Source organism: Halomonas qinghailakensis (genome assembly GCF_025820815.1).
Classification (GTDB): domain Bacteria; phylum Pseudomonadota; class Gammaproteobacteria; order Pseudomonadales; family Halomonadaceae; genus Vreelandella; species Vreelandella qaidamensis.
Genome location: NZ_CP096973.1, coordinates 2696216 through 2716379, shown reverse-complemented (window position 1 = coordinate 2716379; position 20164 = coordinate 2696216). Strand labels below are relative to the sequence as shown.

The following is a 20164-nucleotide window of genomic DNA, read 5'->3' as shown; positions in this document are numbered from 1 at the left end:
GGAGCTCGGCTCTGACACTTGACCCAGGCTATTGCGCTGGCCCAGTCACAGCCCATTGACACAGAGAAAGCCGCATGAGCCAGGCTGACACACCCACCCCACTCAACCCGCTCACGCTACCGCTTCACGGCAGCCGCTTGATTGAAGCCAGCGCGGGCACGGGCAAAACCTTCACCATCGCGTTGCTCTACGTGCGCCTAGTACTGGGCGGCCAGCACAGCGAAGACGACAGCGCGTTTGTGCGCCCGCTCACCCCGCCGGAAATTCTGGTAGTCACCTTTACCAATGCCGCCACCCAGGAACTGCGTGAACGTATCCGCCACCGGCTGGTAGAAGCCGCCGCGGTGTTTAGAAAAGCACCGGGCGAGCCACCCGCTGACGATCCTTTACTCATCCAACTCCGCAGCCAATACACAGAGGCCACCTGGCCCGCCTGCGCCCGCCGCCTGGAACTAGCCGCCGAATGGATGGACGAAGCCGCCGTTTCCACCATCCACAGCTGGTGCTACCGCATGCTGCGCGAACACGCCTTCGATAGCGGCAGCCTGTTCTCACTCAACCTGGAAAACGACCAGTGCGAACTGGAACAAGAAGTGGTGCGCGACTACTGGCGCACCTTCTATTACCCGCTGGATGCCGACTCTCTGGGCAGCATTACCCGCTACTGGAAATCGCCGGATAATCTCCATGAAGAGGTGCGCAAGCTGCTCCACGAAAGCGAGGCACTGGGCAGCCAACGCCACGCGCCAGCAGAAACGTTAAGCACTGCCGACGCCGAACGCAGCGCACGCCTTGAAGAACTCAAAGCTCCTTGGCGAGCGTGGGTAAATGAACTACGGCAGCTTTTTGACGATGGCCAAACAGCCAAGCACTTTGCCCCTGGCAAAATGCGCAAAGATCATCGAGGAAAATGGCTGGATAAAATTCAGCAATGGGCGGAAAGCGACCTTGTCAGTCCTGATATGGATAAGAAGGCCACTGCATGGAAGCGACTGACACCGGCAGGCATTGCTGAAATCTGGAACGGAGAGCCACCGAACCACCCAGCGTTTGAGGCGTTTGAGGCACTGCCCGCCGCCCTCAACGCCTTGCCCGAACCGCGCAACGACCTGCTGATTCACGCCGTGCAGTGGTGCAAGGTACGTATGGAGCGCGAGCAAGAACGCCGCGCCGAAATGGGCCCCAACGACCTGCTCACCCATTTAGACCGCGCCCTGCAAGGCCCCAACAAAGACGCCCTGGCAGCGCAGATTCTGCGCCAGTTCCCCGTCGCGCTAATTGACGAATTCCAGGACACTGACCCGATTCAGTACCGCATCTTTAACGCGGTCTATGACGTTGCCAACCCACGTCGCGACGCCGCCATGCTGCTGATCGGCGACCCCAAACAGGCCATCTACGCCTTTCGCGGTGCGGATATCTTCACCTACCTGCAGGCCCGCCAAGACACCGCAGGCCGCCACGTCACGCTAGGCACCAACTTCCGTTCCAGCCGCGCCATGGTGGAAGCCGTCAATCACTGCTTCCACTACGCCGACCAGCACCCGGCTGGGGCGTTTCTATTTCGCGAAGAAGGCGGCGAAAACCCGCTGCCGTTTTTGCCGGTAGCCGCCAAAGGCCGCGACGAACAGCTAGTCCACCAAGGCCAGCCGCTGCCCGCCATGACGCTCTGGCCGTTAACCAGCGAAGAACCACTTTCCAAAACCGCCTACCAAACCGAGATGGCCGAGTGCTGCGCCTCTTATATGGTGGAACTGCTCGCGGCAGGCCAAGGTGGCAATAAAGAAAGCAAAAGCGGTTTTCAGAAAGGCGATGACTTCACCCCGCTAAAGCCTTCCGATATGGCGGTGCTGGTCAACGGCCTGCAGGAAGCCCGCGCCATTCGCTTAGCGCTGGCCAGCCGTGGAGTAAAGAGTGTTTACCTTTCCGACCACGACAAGGTGTTTAGCTCGCCCATGGCGAAGCAGGTAGAACGCTGGCTGCGCGCCTGCACCGAGCCACTGGCCAGCTCCCGCCAGGCCGAAGCCCACCTGCGCGCCGCTTTGGCAACGCCAGTGTTAGGGCTCAGTTTGGCCGACCTTGATCATCTGCAACAGAACGAACTGGCTTGGGAAGCACGGGTAGAGCAATTCAGCCACTACCACCGCCTATGGCAGCGCCAGGGTGTGCTGCCGCTGGTACGCCGCATGATGGTGGATTTCGATATTCCAGCCCGCTTGCTGGGAGAATTCGAAGAGGGTGAGCGCTTGCTCACCGACCTGCTGCACTTGGGCGAACTGCTGCAGCAGGCAAGTGCTGAACTAGACGGCGAACACGCGCTGATTCGCTTTCTGTATGAGGCCATTGCCGACCCGGAAAGCCACGGCGACAGCCACAAGCTGCGCCTAGAAAGCGATGCGGAGTTGGTCAAGGTGGTCACCATCCACAAATCCAAAGGGCTTGAGTACCCTCTGGTATTTCTGCCATTTATCGCCAACCACCGCCCGGTGAGCGATAAAGACATACCGCTGCGCTGGCACGACGCCCAAGGCAACCTTCAGCTCAGCCTAAGCGCGGATGAAGAAACACAGGCCACTGCCGACCGAGAACGTTTAGGGGAAGACCTGCGCAAGCTTTATGTAGCGCTGACCCGCGCCCGCCACGCGACTTGGCTGGGGCTAGCCCCGCTCCAAGGGGTGGAAAATAGCGCCCTCGGCTACCTGGTTAGCGGCGGAAAAACCATTGCACCGGCAGAGCTAACCACCGCGCTGGAAGCGCTGGCTCAAGGCAGTGAGATTGTTGTCAGCGAGCCACCGGCACCCACGGCCCAGCGCCTTGCCCTCTCTGCACAAAGCGCCGAACAAAACGCCACGCTTGGGCACGCCCGCACGCCCACGCGCCCGGCCAAAGAGCACTGGTGGATTGCCAGCTACTCGGCGCTGCGCCTTTCCGGCACGCTCAGCGCCCCCACGGCAACGCCCCTGGAACCCACCACCGCCCAGGAAGCCACCGCGTTTGAAGTATTGGATGAGCCCCAGGAACTATCCCAGTTGGCCCAGCCAGACACTTTCCACCTGCATAAGTTTCCAAGGGGGCCAGGGCCGGGCACATTTTTGCATGGGCTTTTGGAATGGGCAGGCAGGCAAGGGTTTGAAGCCGCTGCCAACGACCACGATTCACTCAACGATATGCTATGGCGGCGCGTGCAGCTGCGTGGCTGGCAAGCATGGCAGGAACCGCTGGCTGGCTGGCTTTCAGCGCTACTCACCACACCGTTGCCGCTGGCCGCGCCGAACCAACAAAGCGTCGCACTGACCGAACTCACCAGCTACCAAGTAGAGCTAGAGTTCTGGCTGGCCGCCCAACGGGTCAACACCCAAGCGATTGATGCGCTGGTCAGCAAGCACTTACTGCCAGGGGTTGAGCGCCCAGCGCTGGATGCCGATACCCTAAACGGCATGCTGAAAGGCTTTATTGATTTAGCCTTTGAGCACCAAGGGCGCTTTTACGTGCTGGACTGGAAATCGAACTATTTAGGGCCGAATGACAGCGATTACGAACCGGACGCCTTGCGCCATGCGTTGCTGGCCAAACGCTACGACCTCCAGGCCGCGCTTTACCTGCTAGCTATGCATCGGCTGCTCAAAGCGCGCCTGCCCAATTACGACCCGCACCAGCATCTAGGCGGTTCGATGACGGTATTTCTACGCGGCAGCCGCAGCCCAGGGCGCGGGGTATTTTCCGAGCACGCCCCGGTTGAACTGATCGAAGCACTGGATAGCCTGTTTGCAGGCGCATCGTTTTCAAGCCCCGCACAGGAAGCGACGGTATGAGTAAGCCCAAAGACACCCACACCTTCGACCTGTTTGGCGATGCCGTCGAGACACAGGATGCCCAGCCTTCAATAGCCCCCGCGCCAGTGAGCGCTCACCCTGCGTTAAGCGATACCACCGAATTGCTAACCCTATGCGAACGCTGGGTAGCCAGGGGCTGGCTGCGTGATTTAGACCGCGCCCTGGTGCGCTTTCTAGCGACAGAAGCACCGGATGCCCCAGCGCTGCTGCTGTTAGCCGCCGCCCTGGCCAGCCACCAGCTAGGCCGAGGGCATGTGTGTCTGGACTTAAACGCCACGCTTAACGCACCGGATTTCGCCCTTTCGCTACCGCCAGAAGGGGATGATTTAACCGACCCGCCACCGCTGCCTAGCGACGTGCTGGCAACGCTTACGCTAAGCGAATGGCAAGCCGCGCTGCACCACCCGCTACTCACCAGCGAAGGCCCCGGCAACACGCCGTTGGTGGTAGTGACCGCTCACTCAGCTTCAGAAACGCGACTCTACCTACGCCGCTACTGGCAGTATGAACAAACCCTGCATCAGCAAATCGTCAGCCGCTTAGAAGATGAAAACACCCCCCACACACAGGCGATGAATGATAACGCCACGACGGCAACTGATAACCGTTGTAGGAGGCCAATTTATTGGGCGATAGGTGACGATAGTCACCCCGGCCTTCTCCCCCAGGCGCTGAATGTTTTGTTCAAGCCAAGCGACAACCTCGACTGGCAAAAAACCGCCTGCGCCCTGGCCGCTCGCAGCCGCTTCGGCATTATTACCGGCGGCCCCGGCACCGGCAAAACCACCACCGTGGTGCGCCTGCTCGCCCTGCTGCAAACCCTGCAACTGGCTCACTCACCCAGCCAACCGCTGCGCATTCGTCTAGCCGCCCCCACCGGCAAAGCCGCCGCCCGCCTGAATGAATCCATCGCTGGGCAAGTCAGCAGTTTGCCATTGGCACAGTTAGAAAAACTCTTAACGAATTGCGTTATGAGCGAAGATGAGACAAGGCGAAGCGCGACGAAAACGCGGAGTTTACATCCTGTAAATGAGCAGTTTGAGGAGCGCTTCAACACAGTATCATCAAGCGCAATAGCAATTCCCACTGAAGTGACAACGCTCCATAGACTTCTAGGCGCTCGCCCCGACACCCGCCACTTCCGCCACAGCGCCGCCAATCCGCTAGCGCTGGATGTGCTGGTCATCGACGAAGCCTCCATGGTAGATATCGAAATGATGGCCGCCGTACTGAGCGCCCTGCCCGCCAATGCCCAGTGCGTGCTGCTGGGGGATAAAGACCAGTTGGCCTCGGTAGAGGCTGGCTCGGTACTTGGCGATTTATGCCGCCGCGCAGAGGCCGCCCACTACACACCGGAAACCGCCCAATGGCTGGAAAGCGCTACCGGCCAGCCGCTGCCGTCAGAGTATCTGGATGCTGAAGGCCAGCCGCTCGACCAAGCCATTACCATGCTGCGGGTAAGCCACCGCTTTAACAAACACAGCGGCATCGGCCAGTTGGCCCAAGCGATTAACCAGCCAAGACATGCCCAAAGTGATCGGGAAAAACAGCAGGCCGTTAACGCCGTGCTGCGCCATGGCTACCCAGACCTGCACCACCTAACGCTTTCAGAGGACACCGCGCTGGATAAGCTGGTCATTCACGGCAGCGCGGATAAGTTTCTGAATGGCGGTGAAGGCCGCACCAACCACAAAAATGAACCCATCGCCCCGCCCACCGGCTACCGCCATTACCTAAAGGTGCTGAACGCACAGCGCCCGCGTGGGGAATCGTTTGAGGACAACCCTGCGGCCTATAATGCCTGGGCCGCTGAGGTGCTAAGTGCCTACAGCCACTTTCAACTGCTGTGCGTGCTGCGCAAAGGCCCCTGGGGGGTAGAAGGCCTAAACCTGCATATCGCCAAAACCCTACGTAGCGAAAAGCTGCTGTTTGGCAGTGATTACACGTTGGAAAAAGGCTGGTATGAAGGCCGCCCGGTGCTGGTCACCCAAAACGACTACGGCCTAAAATTGATGAACGGCGATATCGGCATCACCCTCGCCGTGCCAGACCCGCGCACGCCGGGTAAATCGCTATTACGCGTTGCCTTTCCGACAAGCGACCCGGAAAAAACCATCCGCTGGGTACTGCCCTCCCGCCTGCACGCGGTAGAAACCGTATTCGCGATGACGGTACACAAATCCCAAGGCTCGGAGTTCTTGCACACCGCCCTGCTGCTACCGCCAACGATCAACCCGATTCTCACCCGCGAGCTGGTCTACACCGGCATCACCCGCGCCCGCGACTGGCTCACGCTAGTGGAAGCCAAACGCGGAGTGCTGAATGAGGCGGTGACTAGGGAAGTGATGAGGGTGAGTGGGATTGGGTGAGGAGAAGTTAAAATTGGCAAAAAAACAAATGTAGGCTACAAATATAAGGCTAATTAAATATTTATCATTAATTTAATCAAGCCACTTCAAAAAAAGGAATTAATCAGCATGACAATAAAACCAGGTCCTAAACCCAAGGCAAAATCGACCGGAAAAACTGATCAACGTCGCCATGTCACTCCTGAGAACAAGCAAAAGCATAAAGATTTAGACACTCACCACCATAAAAAATAATTTTTATAAAAAAGCTCTGTAACTGCAGAGCTTTTTAGTTTTACTAGATTCATGCCAGCCATAACTTTCCTTTCAGATAGTTTTTCAATTGCAGTAAGTAATTCAAAAAAACTAAAAGCTCTTATACACTATCAACCATCCTCACCCGCTAGCTGGTCTACACCGGCATTACCCACGCCTGCGACTGGCGCACGCTGGTGGAAACCAACCGCGGAGTGTTGAATGAGGCGGCAGTGAGGGTGAGTGGGGGGAGTTAATGGACAACTCACGGAGCAAGCTTTTCTGCACTATTGACAAAAATATAGCGAATATTTATTTTTTAACCATTAAAACCTCCATTTACTCTAAATATTTTTTAGATAATCACTAATACCCAGCGTTTCAAAAACCCCCATAAATTCTTTATTGTTGCGCAAACAATTAGTCTGTGCGTACTCAGTATATTTTATGGATATAAGAATTAGCCGGACTAAAGAAAAATCAGTATAGTTTATCAAAACCTCGTAATATTCAGAACGTTCATCCTTATCAAAACCACAGCTATCGCTTAATTTCTTTTCAACCAACTTCACTATCACACTGAATGTACGCACAACAGAGTATATACGATCCTCCGAATCATATTCATTTAAGGCGTGAGCAATATCTTCTTTAGATCCTCCATTACTTTTAATCTCTAAAATAATATCTTCTAGGGCAATAACAGCATTCGCGGAGTTATACTCCTCTTTAACATCAAAACCAACTTCAAGGACAAAATTATCATAAAGAGTTTTTTGCGAGGCAATCATATTAAAAAAGTGAGTTTCAAACGACCTGACCTTTTCGTGCTTATTAACTTTCCCAACTTCTTCTTTATGTAACGACAAAGACCTAACCAATATTAAGATGGTTAGAAAAGTTAATATCGGATTAACAACTCCTCCCAGAAAATCACCGAAAAGTGCCCAATGCTCTTGTGAGCTCGATATTTCCAGCTTATGAATAAATCCAAAATTCATCCAATATGAAAACCAACCTAAAGCAAGAACCAGAAATGCTATAATCACAAAAAACTTAGGTTTCATTCCAACACACCAACTACTAGAAACTTAATGACATCACCTGAAGGTAATAGTTTTCTCATCACTCGAAGTTTCATATAAGTACCCTCTTCCGAGCTTACAGCATTATTAACATGAAGGTTTTCTGAAATTTTTCTTTTAAGCTCTGTTTTCACTTGGTCGAGCTCAGTACCATATCCAAATGAATAGAACTCTTCATGCCCTTTTACATAAAGCCTTCCATTTCCAGTTTTAGAATGATACCTCATAATAATAGCATCTATTTCTTTTACGTTACGATCAATCAATAAATCAGTGAGGTGAGAGGAAGTTTCTCGTGTCAACTTCACAAGTTGTTTTACTTTATCACCTCTTTTCCTGTACCTTAACTTAACGTCATAGTCGTAGTATTTTGAGATTTTATGCATCTCTTTTAACGGAGAATCTATTCTTCGAAACAAGTTATCTGTCAAGCCTTCTAGTTCATCAATAACTTTATAGGCTTCCTCAGACAAATCTCCAGAGTCTAAATACAAGGCTTCCATAATAAAATAGGTTAAAACATCTAAAAATACAACATCCCCCATCTTTTTCAGTTTACAAATTAATTCTTTATCTTCAACCTCAATTGAAAACCTTTGACCAAATGAACCTTTGAAAGATTGCTTAAGTTTTGTCCTAAGGTTATTACTACTTGCGGTTCTTCGCCCAGTCTTTGCTATACCTCCCTGCAATATAGCCTCAGATACTAATGTAACAACGTCAGAAGTACCTTTGAGAGTTTCAAGCCCATACTGCATGTCTATTTCATTTTCTGTGGTCTCAACCACTAAATCTAATTCAATTTTCTTCATAACGCCAACATGCAAGTATGTGAAAACCATGCTCAACTTATCGTAGAGCTATTTATGAATTTTTTTAAATTTCATTATCATCAGAATTTAAAGCCATTTTCAAAAAACTAGGCATTCTAGGATCAGTAAATTGAAAACAGCCTCTTGCTGGCTTTTCAAGTATGGTCAATTTATCACCTTTAGTTAAAAGAGTTAGTCGCCTACTTAAAGATTGGGAATCAATATTCACGCCGAATTTCGAATTTAGTTTTTCTCTTAACTCAGCACTCCGAAACTCTGGTGATTTACAGTATGCAGCAGTTAATAAAAGCAGCTTATATTCAGCCGGCTTATTCAAAGCCCTTAAAGTTGTATCAAACATACGCTTCAATGCTCCTTCTGAATCTTTAACAGCTTCACTCAACGCTACTTTAAGTGTATTTCTTGTAATATGGCGCTCATTATTAGAAATCGCATACTCACCACATTTGAGACTTATCAAATGCGTAAAATGGGGATAACCTGCGCTAATATCAACTATTTTGTTTACAACATAATCATCAGGTATTAAACTCAAACTTTTCATACCGTTCAATATTATTTTTTTCAAATCATCATTACACATTCGTTGCAATGAGACTTCCTTCAAGCATCTCTCGACAGACGGATGCCCAGCTGTTAGCTCTTCACCTGTTTTGGCAATACCAACTACCACTAATTTAAAATCGGAATTACAGTCACTTAACAGCTTTATTAATTCTGAAATTTTCTTTTTATCTTCATTAGATTGTATAGAATCTGCCTCATCAATCAAAAAAACACCAGACATGTCCTTTAATTGGTTAGCAACCCAAGATGGCGAATTTGGTTTGAAGATTGCCGACGTTGTTGTCTTAACTTCTCGTTTAGATGTTACATCAGCCTTAGCCATTCCTAAGTTAATTCCTGCACCACCACTTTCATTATGAGTTTGAGTTCGCTCCTTAAAAGAAAAATCAATACCGGACTTTTCTAAAGGCTCTTCAAAAACTGTCGAAAAACAATCATTTGAATCACAACTTTTTTCAAAAAAAAGTCCTCTTTGTATTCTATGTAGCAAAACTTTACAGGTGGTTTTAGCCAATGAAGTTTTACCTACACCTCTATCTCCGTAAACTAAAATATGCTGACCGGGAGAATTAATTACGCTAACAAGTCTTGTTGCTTCTTCTTCACGACCAAAAAAATGCTGTATTTCGTCCACCGGGATATGCGGGGTGAAAACACTCCTAATCCCACTTTTTATTATCTTTAACTCGCGCTCTAAGCCAAACTCACCATTTGCCACTAAAAACCCTCCTATCAAAATAAAAACCACTCAAAAACAAAAACCTCTATTATCTATAATCACTTTAAAACCGTAGAAAAGATCAATTATTTAATTTAGCATCTATAGATATGAATAATTCACTTACCTCCCCCATTTTTTCAACTTTCAGTACTAAATATTTTTTATACATGCAATTCAACCTAAATTAAAACTTAATACAACTTCGTTTACACAAAGGTATACATTACGATATATTTAAGCACGCCTACCTATTAAATTAGCTATTCACAAATTCAGCCAGTTTACTGATTCTCCCCCCCCTGCGAGAAATAAAAATCATCCTCTTATATGCTTGGCCGCAGAAACTGAGTGCAACACCTGAGCATTTCGCTAAGGTGTTGTCCCATGTCTTACCTCGAACTCAGTATTGAAGAACGTGCCAGCATCCAAGTGGGTCAAGCCCAAGGGATGAGCCTTCGGCATATTGCCCAGCTCCTGGGGCGAGCTCCTTCAACCATCTCTCGTGAAATACGCCGTAACCAAATGGCCCAGAACGGTTACTGCGCCCGGTACGCCCAGCGTCAGCGAGAAAAGCGTCGAGAGGTCTGTCGTCCTGCGCGTAAGCTTTTGCCAGGCACCGAACGGTTTGATCTCATCGTGCATATGTTGCGGCGACGCTTGTCTCCCGAACAAATTAGCGGCAAGCTCAAGACGATGAAACTACCTGATTTGCGCGATGCCTACGTCTGCCGAGAGACCATCTACACGGCCATTTATGCCTTGCCTGTTGGCCACCTTCGCAAGGAACTGATTCACTGCTTGCGACAAGGTAAAACCACACGCAAGCCTCGTCGTGGCGAAGTGGATCGACGTGGACAGATCCCTGACATGATCAGCATTCACTTACGTCCGCCCGAGGTCAGTAAGCGTGAAATGCCTGGCCACTGGGAAGGCGATCTGATCAAAGGTAAGAATAACGCGTCCGCGGTAGGCACCTTGGTAGAGCTTAGCAGTGGCTATCTGATCCTCGCAAAAATGGACGACGCCACCGCCACATCCGCCGTAGCAGGTTTTAGTGCCGCCCTGAACCGAATGCCGACCACCGCTCGAAAAAGCATGACCTATGATCAGGGGCGTGAAATGGCACAGCATGCAAAAATCACTCAAGAAACGGGCGTTGCGATTTATTTTTGCGACCCCCACAGCCCCTGGCAACGTGGGGCCAATGAGAATATCAATGGTCTTATCCGTCAATATTTACCGAAAGGAACGGACCTTTCAGCACATAGCCAGGAAGAGCTGGACGCCATTGCCTTTGAGCTGAATATGCGACCTCGAAAACGCTTTGGATTTAAATGTCCGATAGAAGTGATGAGCGAGCTGATGGTCAAGTACCATGAAAGCCCATCAACCATCCAATGAGTGTGTTGCACTCAGAGTCTGCATCCGCCATGCGTAAAAACTGAAACCTGTAACAATGAGTAAGTTAATTCGCACATTAGAATGACTGAGTAAAAATGCTACAGCGTGCTCTCGAAGTCGATAAAACTGATCGAGTCAGCAAGTAACGTGCCATCAACATGCGCCTGCACGCGTTGGCTAATAGGGTGACGCTCAATGCGTGAGGCATTTGGCATTAGGTTGTTCCCTGCGGCGCTTTTTTCGCTTTAGTAAAATTAGCTTAGCAGTTAATTTAGATTAAGCCCACCGCAAAGGAATAGCACTTTAGGCTACGGGGTTGATCTGGGTCAGAGTTGTGGAATTACTGGCTTACTGCCTGCTCTATATGTTGGTGCCTACTTCATCGCGAGCTGAAGCTCCCTCCTACAAGATATCGTGCCACTGCTCTATTGTAGGAGGCCACTTCTAGTGGGCGATGGCGGCGTAGCCGCCCTTAGCCAGCATCTATCATCATCGAAGTGTAGAACCAAAGCTGAAGCCCCCTTATAAAACCAGAGTCAGTTTGGGTGGATTAGCATGTTTCGCGGGTGCCTCATTCGCTCGTTCCTCGCGAGATTCGTTACCGCGCGCTACTTAACGCATTGAATAGGCAGGTTTTGTAGCGAGGTGTAAGCGTTAGCGCACCCGCGGAGGTCGGGAGTAGCGGCGATGGGCGTCGTTCCGCCGCCTGCCGCGGGTGCCTCATTCGCTCGTTCCTCGCGAGACTCGTTACCGCGCGCTACTTAACTCATTGAATAGGAAGGTTTTGTAGCGCGGTGTAAGCGTTAGCGCACCCGCGGAGGTCGGGAGTAGCGGCGATGGGCGTCGTTCCTCCGCCTGCCGCGGGTGCCTCATTCGCTCGTTCCTCGCGAGATTCGTTACCGCGCGCTACTTAACGCATTGAATAGGCAGGTTTTGTAGCGCGGTGTAAGCGTTAGCGCACCCGCGGAGGTCGGGAGTAGAGGCGATGGGCCTCGTTCCGCCGCCTGCCGCGGGTGCCTCATCCGCTCGTCCCTCACGAGACTCGTTACCACGCGCTACTTAACGCATTGAATAGGCAGGTTTTGTAGCGCGATGTAAGCGTTAGCACTTCCGCGGAGGTCGGGAGTAGCGGCGATGGGCGTCGTTCCGCCGCCTGCCGCGGGTGCCTCATTCGCTCGTTCCTCGCGAGATTCGTTACCACGCGCTACACGTTGTTTTACTTAGTGAAGCTGTTCAAAGACGTCGGGGTGTTGCTCAGTAATTCGCAACAGAGCAACTGCCGGGCCTTGAGGCTCTCTGCGGCCTTGTTCCCAGTCCTGAAGTGTACGTATGCTGACCCCAAGAAGACCTGCAAAGGCTGATTGCGATAGATTCAGTTTATGCCGAATTAATTGTCATCTATTCAGGCTTTCTTCACAAACTGGGCGGTGACCATCATGTCGCCAGCGCCATCGACCTTGCAATCGAGCTGGTGGTCTTTGCCTTCCTTAAGCCGCTTGATAACGGCCTTGGTGCCAATCTTAAGCACGATTGAGCTGCCTTTGACCTTGAGGTCTTTGATTAGCGTTACCTTATCGCCTTCAGCCAGCAGAGTGCCATTGGCATCTTTCACCATGACGGTGTCTTCCGCTTCAACCTCGGAAGGGTTCCATTCGTGGGCACATTCTGGGCAGATGAACAGGCTTTGATCCTGGTAGACGAAGTCAGAGTGGCAATTGGGGCAAGGTGGGCATGACATGGAAGGTGGCTTCTGTGATTGGGTTGGCTACTTATGATACTGAGCCTTTGCAGCCTTGGCGAATGCCTACCCCCTTGTGCGGAAGCCATGGCTAGTTAACACCACTCCCAATGGTGCGTATTGTTACCTGAGTGAAAGCGCTAGGCCATTTTTTGCCAATGCGTTACCTCTTGAATACTGGATAAGTCGTCGTGTTCTAGCTGCTCTGCTTTGTAAAGATCCCAGCGCATTTGTAAATTCATCCAAAAATCGGCTGAAACGCCAAAGAAACGCGCCAGTCTCAACGCCGTACTGGGTGTTACACCGCGCTTTTTATTCACTAGCTCATTGAAGCGGATGCTGTGCTGTCCGAGCCTGTCGCCTGATAGCGCTTCGAGTCGGTTGCCTGGCGGCACCTTTAGTTCCTCAAGCCTCTGCCTCTGCACTGAGTCCAGCAAGTCGAGTTTCCGTGATGCGATCTTCCTATAGAGACGATGGGCAAAGCTTACGAGCCGCCTTGGTGTGCTCTCCATTGAATAAGTCTTCTACCACTTTGTCTTTGAAATTTACGATCATTAATACGCAATAGCACGGAACCCATGCTATTCAAGCCGATTAAGATTGATGCGCTTTTCTAAAACTTGCTAGCTCACCGCTGAGCTGATTGAGCAGCTCACACGCTTAGCCAGCCAGTGAGCATTCGATGAATACTTTTACATCAGCCCTAACGCGGCGGCTTTACACGGGCAGTTGGGCGAGCGCGATAGCGGGCAGTGTGCACACCAGCACTTTATTGACCTAGTAGCGGTGGCTACGTGTTCATATTGGCATGGTGCTGCAATCGCTATTCGCTTATCCGCGCCTTGCCTCCTAGACTGAAAGCTCATTTCTTTTGAGTTACCGACCTATGCGTGTGTTTTCTAATCCGGTCGGTGCCGGTTCACTGTGGTTTGATAATTTGGTGACCGCCGACGGCGTTCCTGTGGCTTACGACCCGCAGGCGCGCGCCTTTCTACCGATGCCGCCCTTCTGCGCTAACCGAGAAGTGATTGGCTGCAACTGGATTGCCCCTAAGCAGGGTGAATTCTGTCGTGCCTGCGCGATGACCGCCCTTGCCCCAGACCCTTCTATTTCAGACGCCATGCCTAACTGGGCGCAAACCGAAGCAGCAAAGCGCTGGGTAATTGATAACCTGGGCCGCTGGAACTGGTTTCGCCCGGAAGACCCTGGTGCGCCACCGGTGTTTCATATGTTGGCGGAAGGCGGAACGCCGGTACCCATGGGGCATGTGGGTGGCGTGGTAACCATCAGCGTGGCGGAAGCAGATGCGGTGCTGCGGACAACGCGCAAAGAGGCGTTGGATGAGCCATACCGCACGATGATTGGCCACATGCGCCATGAAATTGCCCATATGCTGTGGTGGCGGCTAAGTTTGCGGGATGACTTTCTTGATGCGTTTCGTGAAATGTTTGGCGATGAGCGGGAGGATTATCCCGCCGCGTTGCAGCACTATTACCACAATGGCCCGCCTGCGGATTGGCGGCAGCGGTTTCTATCTACCTATGCGTCCTCCCACCCTCACGAAGATTGGGCGGAAACCACCTCTCACCTGCTGCACTTAACCGATATCACCGATAGCTTTGTGTCGGCGGGCATGACCTCTCCGGCCTTGCCCAACACCTATGGCTGGGATGCGTATGCCGAACCCGATGCTGAGCGCTTGATTCACATTGCGGCATCCTTAGTTGCCGGTGTTAACCATGTGAACCGTTCGATGGGGCTTTCGGATCTGTATCCGTTTGTGCTTTCCGACGCGGCGATGCGCAAGCTAGCGTTTGTCCACGATTGGCTGCGGCGCGGTGCTCAGGGGCTGTAACCCGCATTGACAACAAGCCCTAGGAACAAGCAGCGCTTTACCCAGGGCCTGCGATCCACAACGCGTTAGCTTAGCTGCAATGCGTCAATCGCCGCCGCTACCCTTTTCCGCGCATCGCCTTGAAGCGTTTGAAGCGGCAGGGGCAAACAAGGCTGGCTGACTTTGCCGGTAAGTTCTGCAATAGTAGCGGCTACCCGCAGGCTGCCGCCGTAGTCACGATAAAGTGCCCATAACGGTTCAAGTGCCACGGACAGTGCGCAGGCCTGTTTTACGTCTTTCGCTTGGGCGGCACGGGTTAGCGCCAGCGCAGTCTCTGGGTATAGCCCACCAATCACCGAGTACCAGGCATCGCAGCCAGCCAGCATTCCCGTGGCGGCGGCTGGGTCGCCGCTAATGCCGATGGTTACGTCGCTGGGAATTAACCCACGCAGCCGTGCCACGCGCGCCTGTGCGGCGGCTATGTCATTCTGTACAGGGGGTATTTTAATCGAGTGAACCTGGGGTAGCTGGGCGATGCGCCCATGCAGTTCATCGCTAAATTCAAAGTGCGTAGTGCCTGGGTTGTCATAGACACATAGCGGCACGCTCAGCGAACGACAAACCGTCTCGAAAAGGCTAAACACCTCATCATCGGTGAGCTTTTGATAGGAAACCGGTGCCAGAAGCACGCCGCTAGCGCCTGCTTGCTGGGCGTTTTCTGCATGGGTTAGTACATCACGGGTGCGTAATGCGCCTATACCCACCACCACTGGTACGTCAGCAGCATGCTCAACGCAAAGCTTGGCAACGCGGGCACGCTCTTCACCACTTAAATAAGCGTAGTTGCCCGTCGAGCCCAGCACGCCGATTGAGTCCACCCTAGCCTCCACCAAGCGCTCCACCAAACGAGTGAACTCATACTCATGAATACCTTGCTCGTTCATGGGGGTTAGCGGAAACGCGCTCAGGCCAGTGAACATGATGGAGAATCCTTGTGAAATGTCTGCCCTATTAAAAAGCTTTATACGCCCCTGGATACTAGCAGCTGACTTCGGATTGTGTGTTCGTGTGGATCTCACCTAGCAACAGCGTAACCTAACGAGACTGCTTGATAACCAGTTCAATCGTTTGCTTTACGTACGCATACATTACCGGACAAGTGCTGGCTCTGGGGCCTGCCACGTTAAGCACGTTAATGTGGCGATCATGCACAAAGTCGGCTAGCAGCATTGCTGCGTGAAGCGGATCAATCAACTCTATATCAATCAGTTTATAAGGCTTTGATTGCTGAATGCAAAAGAGTGCTGTGGCCTCTGTTCCCCCTTGAAGATAAGACGCATAGAAGATGGCAGTACCATCCGCATCTTGTACATTTTTCTTAGTACGCTGGCGGTATCCACCGCCAGTTTCTTCAAGTAAGTAGACGCTACTGATCGGTCCATCTTCGGCCATTCTGCCAACGGGGCAGGTTCCACCAATGGGGAAGTCTAATGTTAATGCAGCGTCTAGTGCCGCCCTATCAGCGCCTGTTTGGCCGCCGCTTATAATTTTAGTCAACATAAAAGTGGCTATATATCTCTGATCGCGTGGCAAACACATCGCCACACGGTATTAGGAAGTAAAAGTGAAAGGGCTAAAACCTACTGACCAAAGCCAATGCTTAAGCGCAGCGCTTGAAGGCCATCGAACTCGACGTTGACGTCGTCAGAAAATACCGGGTGGCCGTAAACCACCATGTCCACTGCTGCCTGCGAGCCACGGTAGCTAACAGTTACGCTGAGGTCTGCAGAGGTGGTAATCGGTGCAAGCAGGCCATACTCAACCTTATCAACGCTCAACGACGATAGGCCGCGGGCATCTAACTGATGCTGCACTTCTTGTTTTACAACGACGCCGTAATAGAAATAGATACCCGCATAGCCAAGAGCCAGCAGTAAGATCAGTGAAAAGAGCTTTCCCATTCGTCTCCCTCGGGGTGATGAAATCCTTGTAGTTGCCGCTTTTAGCAGACAGCCGCGAGCGCTGATAATGCCTGCGGTAGTAAGTAGCTACAAGCATTGAAAAATGAACATTATTTACAAACAAGTGAGAAGGATTCTAATGGTGAGGTGTCGGTAGCTGGTGAAGAGTAGTTGATGAAGAGTAGTTGATGAAGAGTAGTTGATGAAGAGTAGTTGATGAAGAGTAGTTGATGAAGAGTAGTTGATGAAGAATGGTTGATGAAGAGCAGGCGCTGCTGGCCTGCTCTCTTAACGTATCGTTCTTTTTACTCTGCCTGTATCAATCTGCTTGTATCAACAGACTTGTGGCTCACTCGCTGTGCGGCATGCCCTGATACTCTCAGCCAACTCTTTGACTAAACCATGCACGCGCTCAACGGCGTCGTCAGGCGTGTTGGCATGCTCAATACAGTCAACCAGCGCGGAGCCGACCACCACTGCATCGCTAAAGCGGCCAATGGTGGCTGCTTGCTCGGCGGTACGAATGCCAAAACCAACGGCAATGGGTAGCTCGGTGTGCTCGCGCAATTGGCCAACTGCGCTTTCCAACCGCGCAGGCGTGGGGGCATTGCCACCGGTAACCCCCGCAACGGAGACGTAATAGATAAATCCAGAGGCGTTACTCAACACTTTGGGCAGCCGTTTAGCATCCGTGGTCGGGGTTGCTAAGCGAATAAAATCAATGCCGTGTTGCGCCGCTGGCTGGCAGAGTTCTTCATCGTGCTCGGGGGGTAAATCCACCACAATCAGGCCATCTACCCCTGCACGGGCGGCATCCGCTAGAAAGCGCTCAACGCCATAACAGTAAATCGGATTGTAGTAGCCCATCAGCACGATCGGCGTGGTGCCATTTTGTTCGCGGAAACGGCGCACCATGTCTAGCGTCTTGGCTTGCGTTTGGCCGCCTTCAAGTGCACGCAGCGCGGCTTTTTGAATGGCGGGCCCATCGGCCATCGGGTCACTGAACGGCATACCAAGTTCGATGATGTCTACACCGGCTTCTGGCAACCCATGTAGCAAGCGGCGCGAAGTCTCAGCATCTGGGTCGCCTGCCGTCAGGTAGCTGACCAGCGCTGGGCGATTTTGCTGTTTGAGCGCCGCAAAGCAGTGCTCAAGGCGAGAAGAGCGGTTCATAGCTGGCTCCTTGTGCGCGCTCATAGGTGTTTAACGCCGAATTTGTCGCCCAGGTGATGGGCCACGCTCATCATGTCCTTATCGCCACGACCGCTTAGGTTAATCACCATTAGGTGCTCGCGTGGCAACGTTGGCGCACGCTTGGCGACTTCGGCCAGGGCGTGTGCGGTTTCAAGGGCAGGAATAATGCCTTCTTGGCGGCAGCAGACCTGAAAGGCTTCCAGCGCTTCGTCGTCGGTGGCGGAGACGTACTCTACCCGCCCCTGCTCATGAAGCCATGCGTGCTCTGGGCCAATGCCGGGATAATCCAACCCTGCTGAAATTGAGTGGGCATCAATAATCTGGCCATCTTCATTCTGCAGCAGGTAGGTGCGGTTGCCGTGCAGCACCCCTGGCGTGCCGCCATTCAGGCTGGCTGCATGCAGGCCGCTTTTAACCCCTTTTCCGCCGGCCTCTACGCCAATCATCTTCACATCAGGATCGTTGATGAAGGGATAGAACAGCCCCATGGCGTTAGAACCACCGCCGACACAAGCGACCAGTGAATCCGGCAAGCGGCCCTGCTTTTCAAGCATTTGACTGCGGGTTTCATGGCCAATCACCGCTTGAAAATCGCGCACCATGGCGGGGTACGGGTGTGGCCCAGCCACGGTGCCAATAATGTAGAAGGTGTCGTCGACATTGGTTACCCAGTCGCGCAGCGCTTCGTTCATGGCATCTTTGAGGGTGCCGGTGCCGGAGGTGACTGGCACGATTTCTGCCCCCAACAGTTTCATACGAAAAACATTGGGCTGCTGACGTTCGATGTCGGTTGCGCCCATATAGATAACGCAAGGCAAGCCAAAGCGCGCGGCTACCGTGGCGGTGGCCACCCCGTGCATACCAGCGCCGGTTTCGGCAATAATGCGTTTTTTGCCCATCTGCTTGGCTAAGAGCACTTGGCCGATGCAGTTGTTAATCTTATGTGCGCCGGTGTGGTTTAACTCTTCACGCTTAAGGTAAATACTCGCCCCGCCGAAATGCTCGGTCAGACGTTCAGCGAAATAAAGCGGGCTTGGCCGCCCCACATAGTCCCCTTGAAAATAGGCGAGCTGGCGCTGGAACTCGGGGTCTTTTTTCGCGGCGGCGTATTCGTCTTGCAGCTCTAGAATGAGCGGCATGAGTGTTTCAGCGACAAAGCGGCCACCGAAGCTGCCAAATAGCCCATTGGCATCGGGCAGATTCACGAATTGGTTCATCACGACCTCTGAGTACACGTTGGAAATTGGCAATGAACTGAAGGTAGCGCAGGCAGGCGGGGATAAAAATCGATAAGATGTCATCAATAGGTGAGTTTTAGTCAACTGTTAAGTCATTTTCAACATTACTGGATACGCCATGCAGAACAGCATGCCGCCGCTTAGCGCCCTGCGCGCTTTTGAAGCCACCGCCCGCTTGGGCAGCGTGACCGCCGCCGCTGATGAGCTAAACGTTACTCATGGCGCGGTTAGTCGCCAGTTAAAAAGCCTGGATGAACATTTTGGTGTGGCGCTCTTTGCTAAAGCTGGCCGCGGGTTGGTACTGACGCATCACGGTGAGCAGTTGCAGAGCGGCGTGGGCGAAGCATTCAGCCGCCTACGTGATAGTTGCGCAGCGCTCAAGCATGAGGTGGAAGAAGCATCCTTTACCATGGCCTGCCCAGGCAGCCTGTTAGCACGCTGGCTAATACCTCGGCTAGATCGCCTTCACCGTGACCTACCTGAGCTAAAACTACAGGTGGTGGTGAGTGATACTGAGCAACCCGGTAAGCCTACTGATGCCAGTGCTACCTTGGCGTTTACGGAGCCGCCCTGGCCTGCCGATATAGAGGTTATATCACTGATGTCCGAACAGATTTGTGCAGTGGCAAGCCCGGCGCTGGCAGCACACATCGACCCTACCAAACCGGAATCGCTGTTTGCCAACACGCTGTTGGTAACCGCTTCACGGCCCCAGGCGTGGCCGCAGTGGGCCAGTGCTAAAGGGTTGGAGCAAGGTGCATTGAAGGACGCTCTTCAGCAGGGCCAAAGCTTTGCTCATCTTTATTATTTGATTGAAGCAGCCGTGGCCGGTTTAGGGATCGCCATCGCGCCAACACTGTTAGTAGAGGGTGAGTTGAGCAGCGGGCGGCTGATTGCCCCATGGGGCAGTATCGAAACGTCCGCGCAGCTCTGCCTGCTGCTACCTAAACACGCCAACCTTCGCCGCAGCGAGCCACTGGCAGAGTGGTTTAAGCAGGCGCTTAAAGGGTGAGACCGGCGCCTTGCTGGGAGGCTACGCCTCCATTCGCGGGTGCCTCATTTGCTCGTCCCTCACAAGATTCGTTACGCCGCGCTACAGAACCCAAGCCATTGAATTTTAATATGTCGTAGCGCGGCGTAAGCGTCAGCGCACCCG

16 protein-coding genes are annotated in these 20164 nt (G+C 52.4%); 5 read left to right on the top strand and 11 right to left on the bottom strand.

The features are described from left to right. Positions 1–74: 74 nt before the first annotated feature. Positions 75–3812 (top strand): exodeoxyribonuclease V subunit beta, encoded by a 3738-nt coding sequence (gene recB, locus M0220_RS12575; RefSeq protein ID WP_264017803.1) that lies wholly within the window; start codon positions 75–77, stop codon positions 3810–3812. Further along, positions 3809–6202 (top strand): exodeoxyribonuclease V subunit alpha, encoded by a 2394-nt coding sequence (recD, locus tag M0220_RS12570; RefSeq protein WP_264017802.1) that lies wholly within the window; start codon positions 3809–3811, stop codon positions 6200–6202. Before recB ends, recD begins: the two co-directional genes overlap by 4 nt. 578 nt (positions 6203–6780) lie before the next feature. Here the strand turns inward: recD and M0220_RS12565 are convergent. The 3 genes from M0220_RS12565 to M0220_RS12555 all read right to left on the bottom strand — a co-directional run bounded on the left by M0220_RS12565 (position 6781) and on the right by M0220_RS12555 (position 9639). Continuing rightward, entirely contained in the window at positions 6781–7503 is a 723-nt protein-coding gene (locus M0220_RS12565; protein WP_264017801.1) for a hypothetical protein, read from the bottom strand. Then, positions 7500–8333 carry a hypothetical protein gene (locus M0220_RS12560; protein WP_264017800.1) on the bottom strand — a complete coding sequence of 278 codons (834 nt, stop codon included), beginning with the start codon at positions 8331–8333 and terminating at the stop codon, positions 7500–7502. The genes M0220_RS12565 and M0220_RS12560 overlap by 4 nt, the downstream gene beginning before the upstream one ends. Before the next feature lie 64 nt (positions 8334–8397). Beyond that, complete coding sequence (locus M0220_RS12555) at positions 8398–9639, bottom strand: nSTAND1 domain-containing NTPase (protein WP_264017799.1); 1242 nt, start codon at positions 9637–9639, stop codon at positions 8398–8400. A gap of 387 nt (positions 9640–10026) precedes the next feature. Between M0220_RS12555 and M0220_RS12550 the strand changes: the two genes are divergently transcribed. After that, positions 10027–11043 (top strand): IS30 family transposase, encoded by a 1017-nt coding sequence (locus tag M0220_RS12550; protein WP_264017463.1) that lies wholly within the window; start codon positions 10027–10029, stop codon positions 11041–11043. A gap of 1220 nt (positions 11044–12263) precedes the next feature. Here the strand turns inward: M0220_RS12550 and M0220_RS12545 are convergent. The 3 genes from M0220_RS12545 to M0220_RS12535 form a co-directional block, all read right to left on the bottom strand. Further along, complete coding sequence (locus M0220_RS12545; RefSeq protein ID WP_264019230.1) at positions 12264–12419, bottom strand: helix-turn-helix domain-containing protein; 156 nt, start codon at positions 12417–12419, stop codon at positions 12264–12266. 26 nt (positions 12420–12445) lie between these two features. Continuing rightward, complete coding sequence (locus M0220_RS12540; protein WP_030073414.1) at positions 12446–12781, bottom strand: zinc ribbon domain-containing protein YjdM; 336 nt, start codon at positions 12779–12781, stop codon at positions 12446–12448. 140 nt (positions 12782–12921) lie between these two features. After that, positions 12922–13176: a HigA family addiction module antitoxin gene (locus M0220_RS12535; RefSeq protein WP_264017797.1), complete on the bottom strand. Its 255-nt coding sequence runs from the start codon at positions 13174–13176 to the stop codon at positions 12922–12924. Between the two features lie 491 nt (positions 13177–13667). Here M0220_RS12535 and M0220_RS12530 point away from each other — a divergent pair, with 491 nt between their 5' ends. After that, on the top strand, positions 13668–14636 hold the full coding sequence (locus tag M0220_RS12530; protein WP_030073419.1) for a zinc-binding metallopeptidase family protein: 969 nt from the start codon (positions 13668–13670) through the stop codon (positions 14634–14636). 65 nt (positions 14637–14701) lie between these two features. Here the strand turns inward: M0220_RS12530 and M0220_RS12525 are convergent, their stop codons facing one another. The 5 genes from M0220_RS12525 to trpB form a co-directional block, all read right to left on the bottom strand. Continuing rightward, complete coding sequence (locus M0220_RS12525) at positions 14702–15595, bottom strand: dihydrodipicolinate synthase family protein (RefSeq protein ID WP_264017796.1); 894 nt, start codon at positions 15593–15595, stop codon at positions 14702–14704. 115 nt (positions 15596–15710) lie between these two features. Then, positions 15711–16175: a YpsA SLOG family protein gene (locus M0220_RS12520; protein WP_030073453.1), complete on the bottom strand. Its 465-nt coding sequence runs from the start codon at positions 16173–16175 to the stop codon at positions 15711–15713. Between the two features lie 80 nt (positions 16176–16255). Further along, a complete protein-coding gene (locus tag M0220_RS12515; RefSeq protein WP_030073454.1) occupies positions 16256–16576 on the bottom strand; it encodes a hypothetical protein in 321 nt (106 codons plus the stop codon). Positions 16577–16909: 333 nt separating this feature from the next. Beyond that, positions 16910–17749 carry a tryptophan synthase subunit alpha gene (trpA, locus tag M0220_RS12510; RefSeq protein ID WP_264017795.1) on the bottom strand — a complete coding sequence of 280 codons (840 nt, stop codon included), beginning with the start codon at positions 17747–17749 and terminating at the stop codon, positions 16910–16912. A 20-nt stretch (positions 17750–17769) separates the two neighbouring features. Next, a complete protein-coding gene (trpB, locus tag M0220_RS12505) occupies positions 17770–18987 on the bottom strand; it encodes a tryptophan synthase subunit beta (protein WP_030073459.1) in 1218 nt (405 codons plus the stop codon). Between the two features lie 139 nt (positions 18988–19126). On the opposite strand from trpB, the gene M0220_RS12500 reads away from it, so the two are divergent. Next, on the top strand, positions 19127–20020 hold the full coding sequence (locus M0220_RS12500; RefSeq protein ID WP_264017794.1) for a LysR family transcriptional regulator: 894 nt from the start codon (positions 19127–19129) through the stop codon (positions 20018–20020). Positions 20021–20164 lie beyond the last annotated feature (144 nt).

What these genes read in the sequence shown, in the direction of transcription:
- recB (WP_264017803.1), top strand. Translation starts at nt 75, where the DNA reads ATGAGCCAGGCTGACACACCCACCCCACTCAACCCGCTCACGCTACCG.
- M0220_RS12525 (WP_264017796.1), bottom strand. Translation starts at nt 15,595, where the DNA reads ATGTTCACTGGCCTGAGCGCGTTTCCGCTAACCCCCATGAACGAGCAA.
- M0220_RS12550 (WP_264017463.1), top strand. Translation starts at nt 10,027, where the DNA reads ATGTCTTACCTCGAACTCAGTATTGAAGAACGTGCCAGCATCCAAGTG.
- trpB (WP_030073459.1), bottom strand. Translation starts at nt 18,987, where the DNA reads ATGAACCAATTCGTGAATCTGCCCGATGCCAATGGGCTATTTGGCAGC.
- M0220_RS12500 (WP_264017794.1), top strand. Translation starts at nt 19,127, where the DNA reads ATGCAGAACAGCATGCCGCCGCTTAGCGCCCTGCGCGCTTTTGAAGCC.
- recD (WP_264017802.1), top strand. Translation starts at nt 3,809, where the DNA reads ATGAGTAAGCCCAAAGACACCCACACCTTCGACCTGTTTGGCGATGCC.
- M0220_RS12540 (WP_030073414.1), bottom strand. Translation starts at nt 12,781, where the DNA reads ATGTCATGCCCACCTTGCCCCAATTGCCACTCTGACTTCGTCTACCAG.
- M0220_RS12560 (WP_264017800.1), bottom strand. Translation starts at nt 8,333, where the DNA reads ATGAAGAAAATTGAATTAGATTTAGTGGTTGAGACCACAGAAAATGAA.
- M0220_RS12515 (WP_030073454.1), bottom strand. Translation starts at nt 16,576, where the DNA reads ATGGGAAAGCTCTTTTCACTGATCTTACTGCTGGCTCTTGGCTATGCG.
- M0220_RS12565 (WP_264017801.1), bottom strand. Translation starts at nt 7,503, where the DNA reads ATGAAACCTAAGTTTTTTGTGATTATAGCATTTCTGGTTCTTGCTTTA.
- trpA (WP_264017795.1), bottom strand. Translation starts at nt 17,749, where the DNA reads ATGAACCGCTCTTCTCGCCTTGAGCACTGCTTTGCGGCGCTCAAACAG.
- M0220_RS12520 (WP_030073453.1), bottom strand. Translation starts at nt 16,175, where the DNA reads ATGTTGACTAAAATTATAAGCGGCGGCCAAACAGGCGCTGATAGGGCG.
- M0220_RS12530 (WP_030073419.1), top strand. Translation starts at nt 13,668, where the DNA reads ATGCGTGTGTTTTCTAATCCGGTCGGTGCCGGTTCACTGTGGTTTGAT.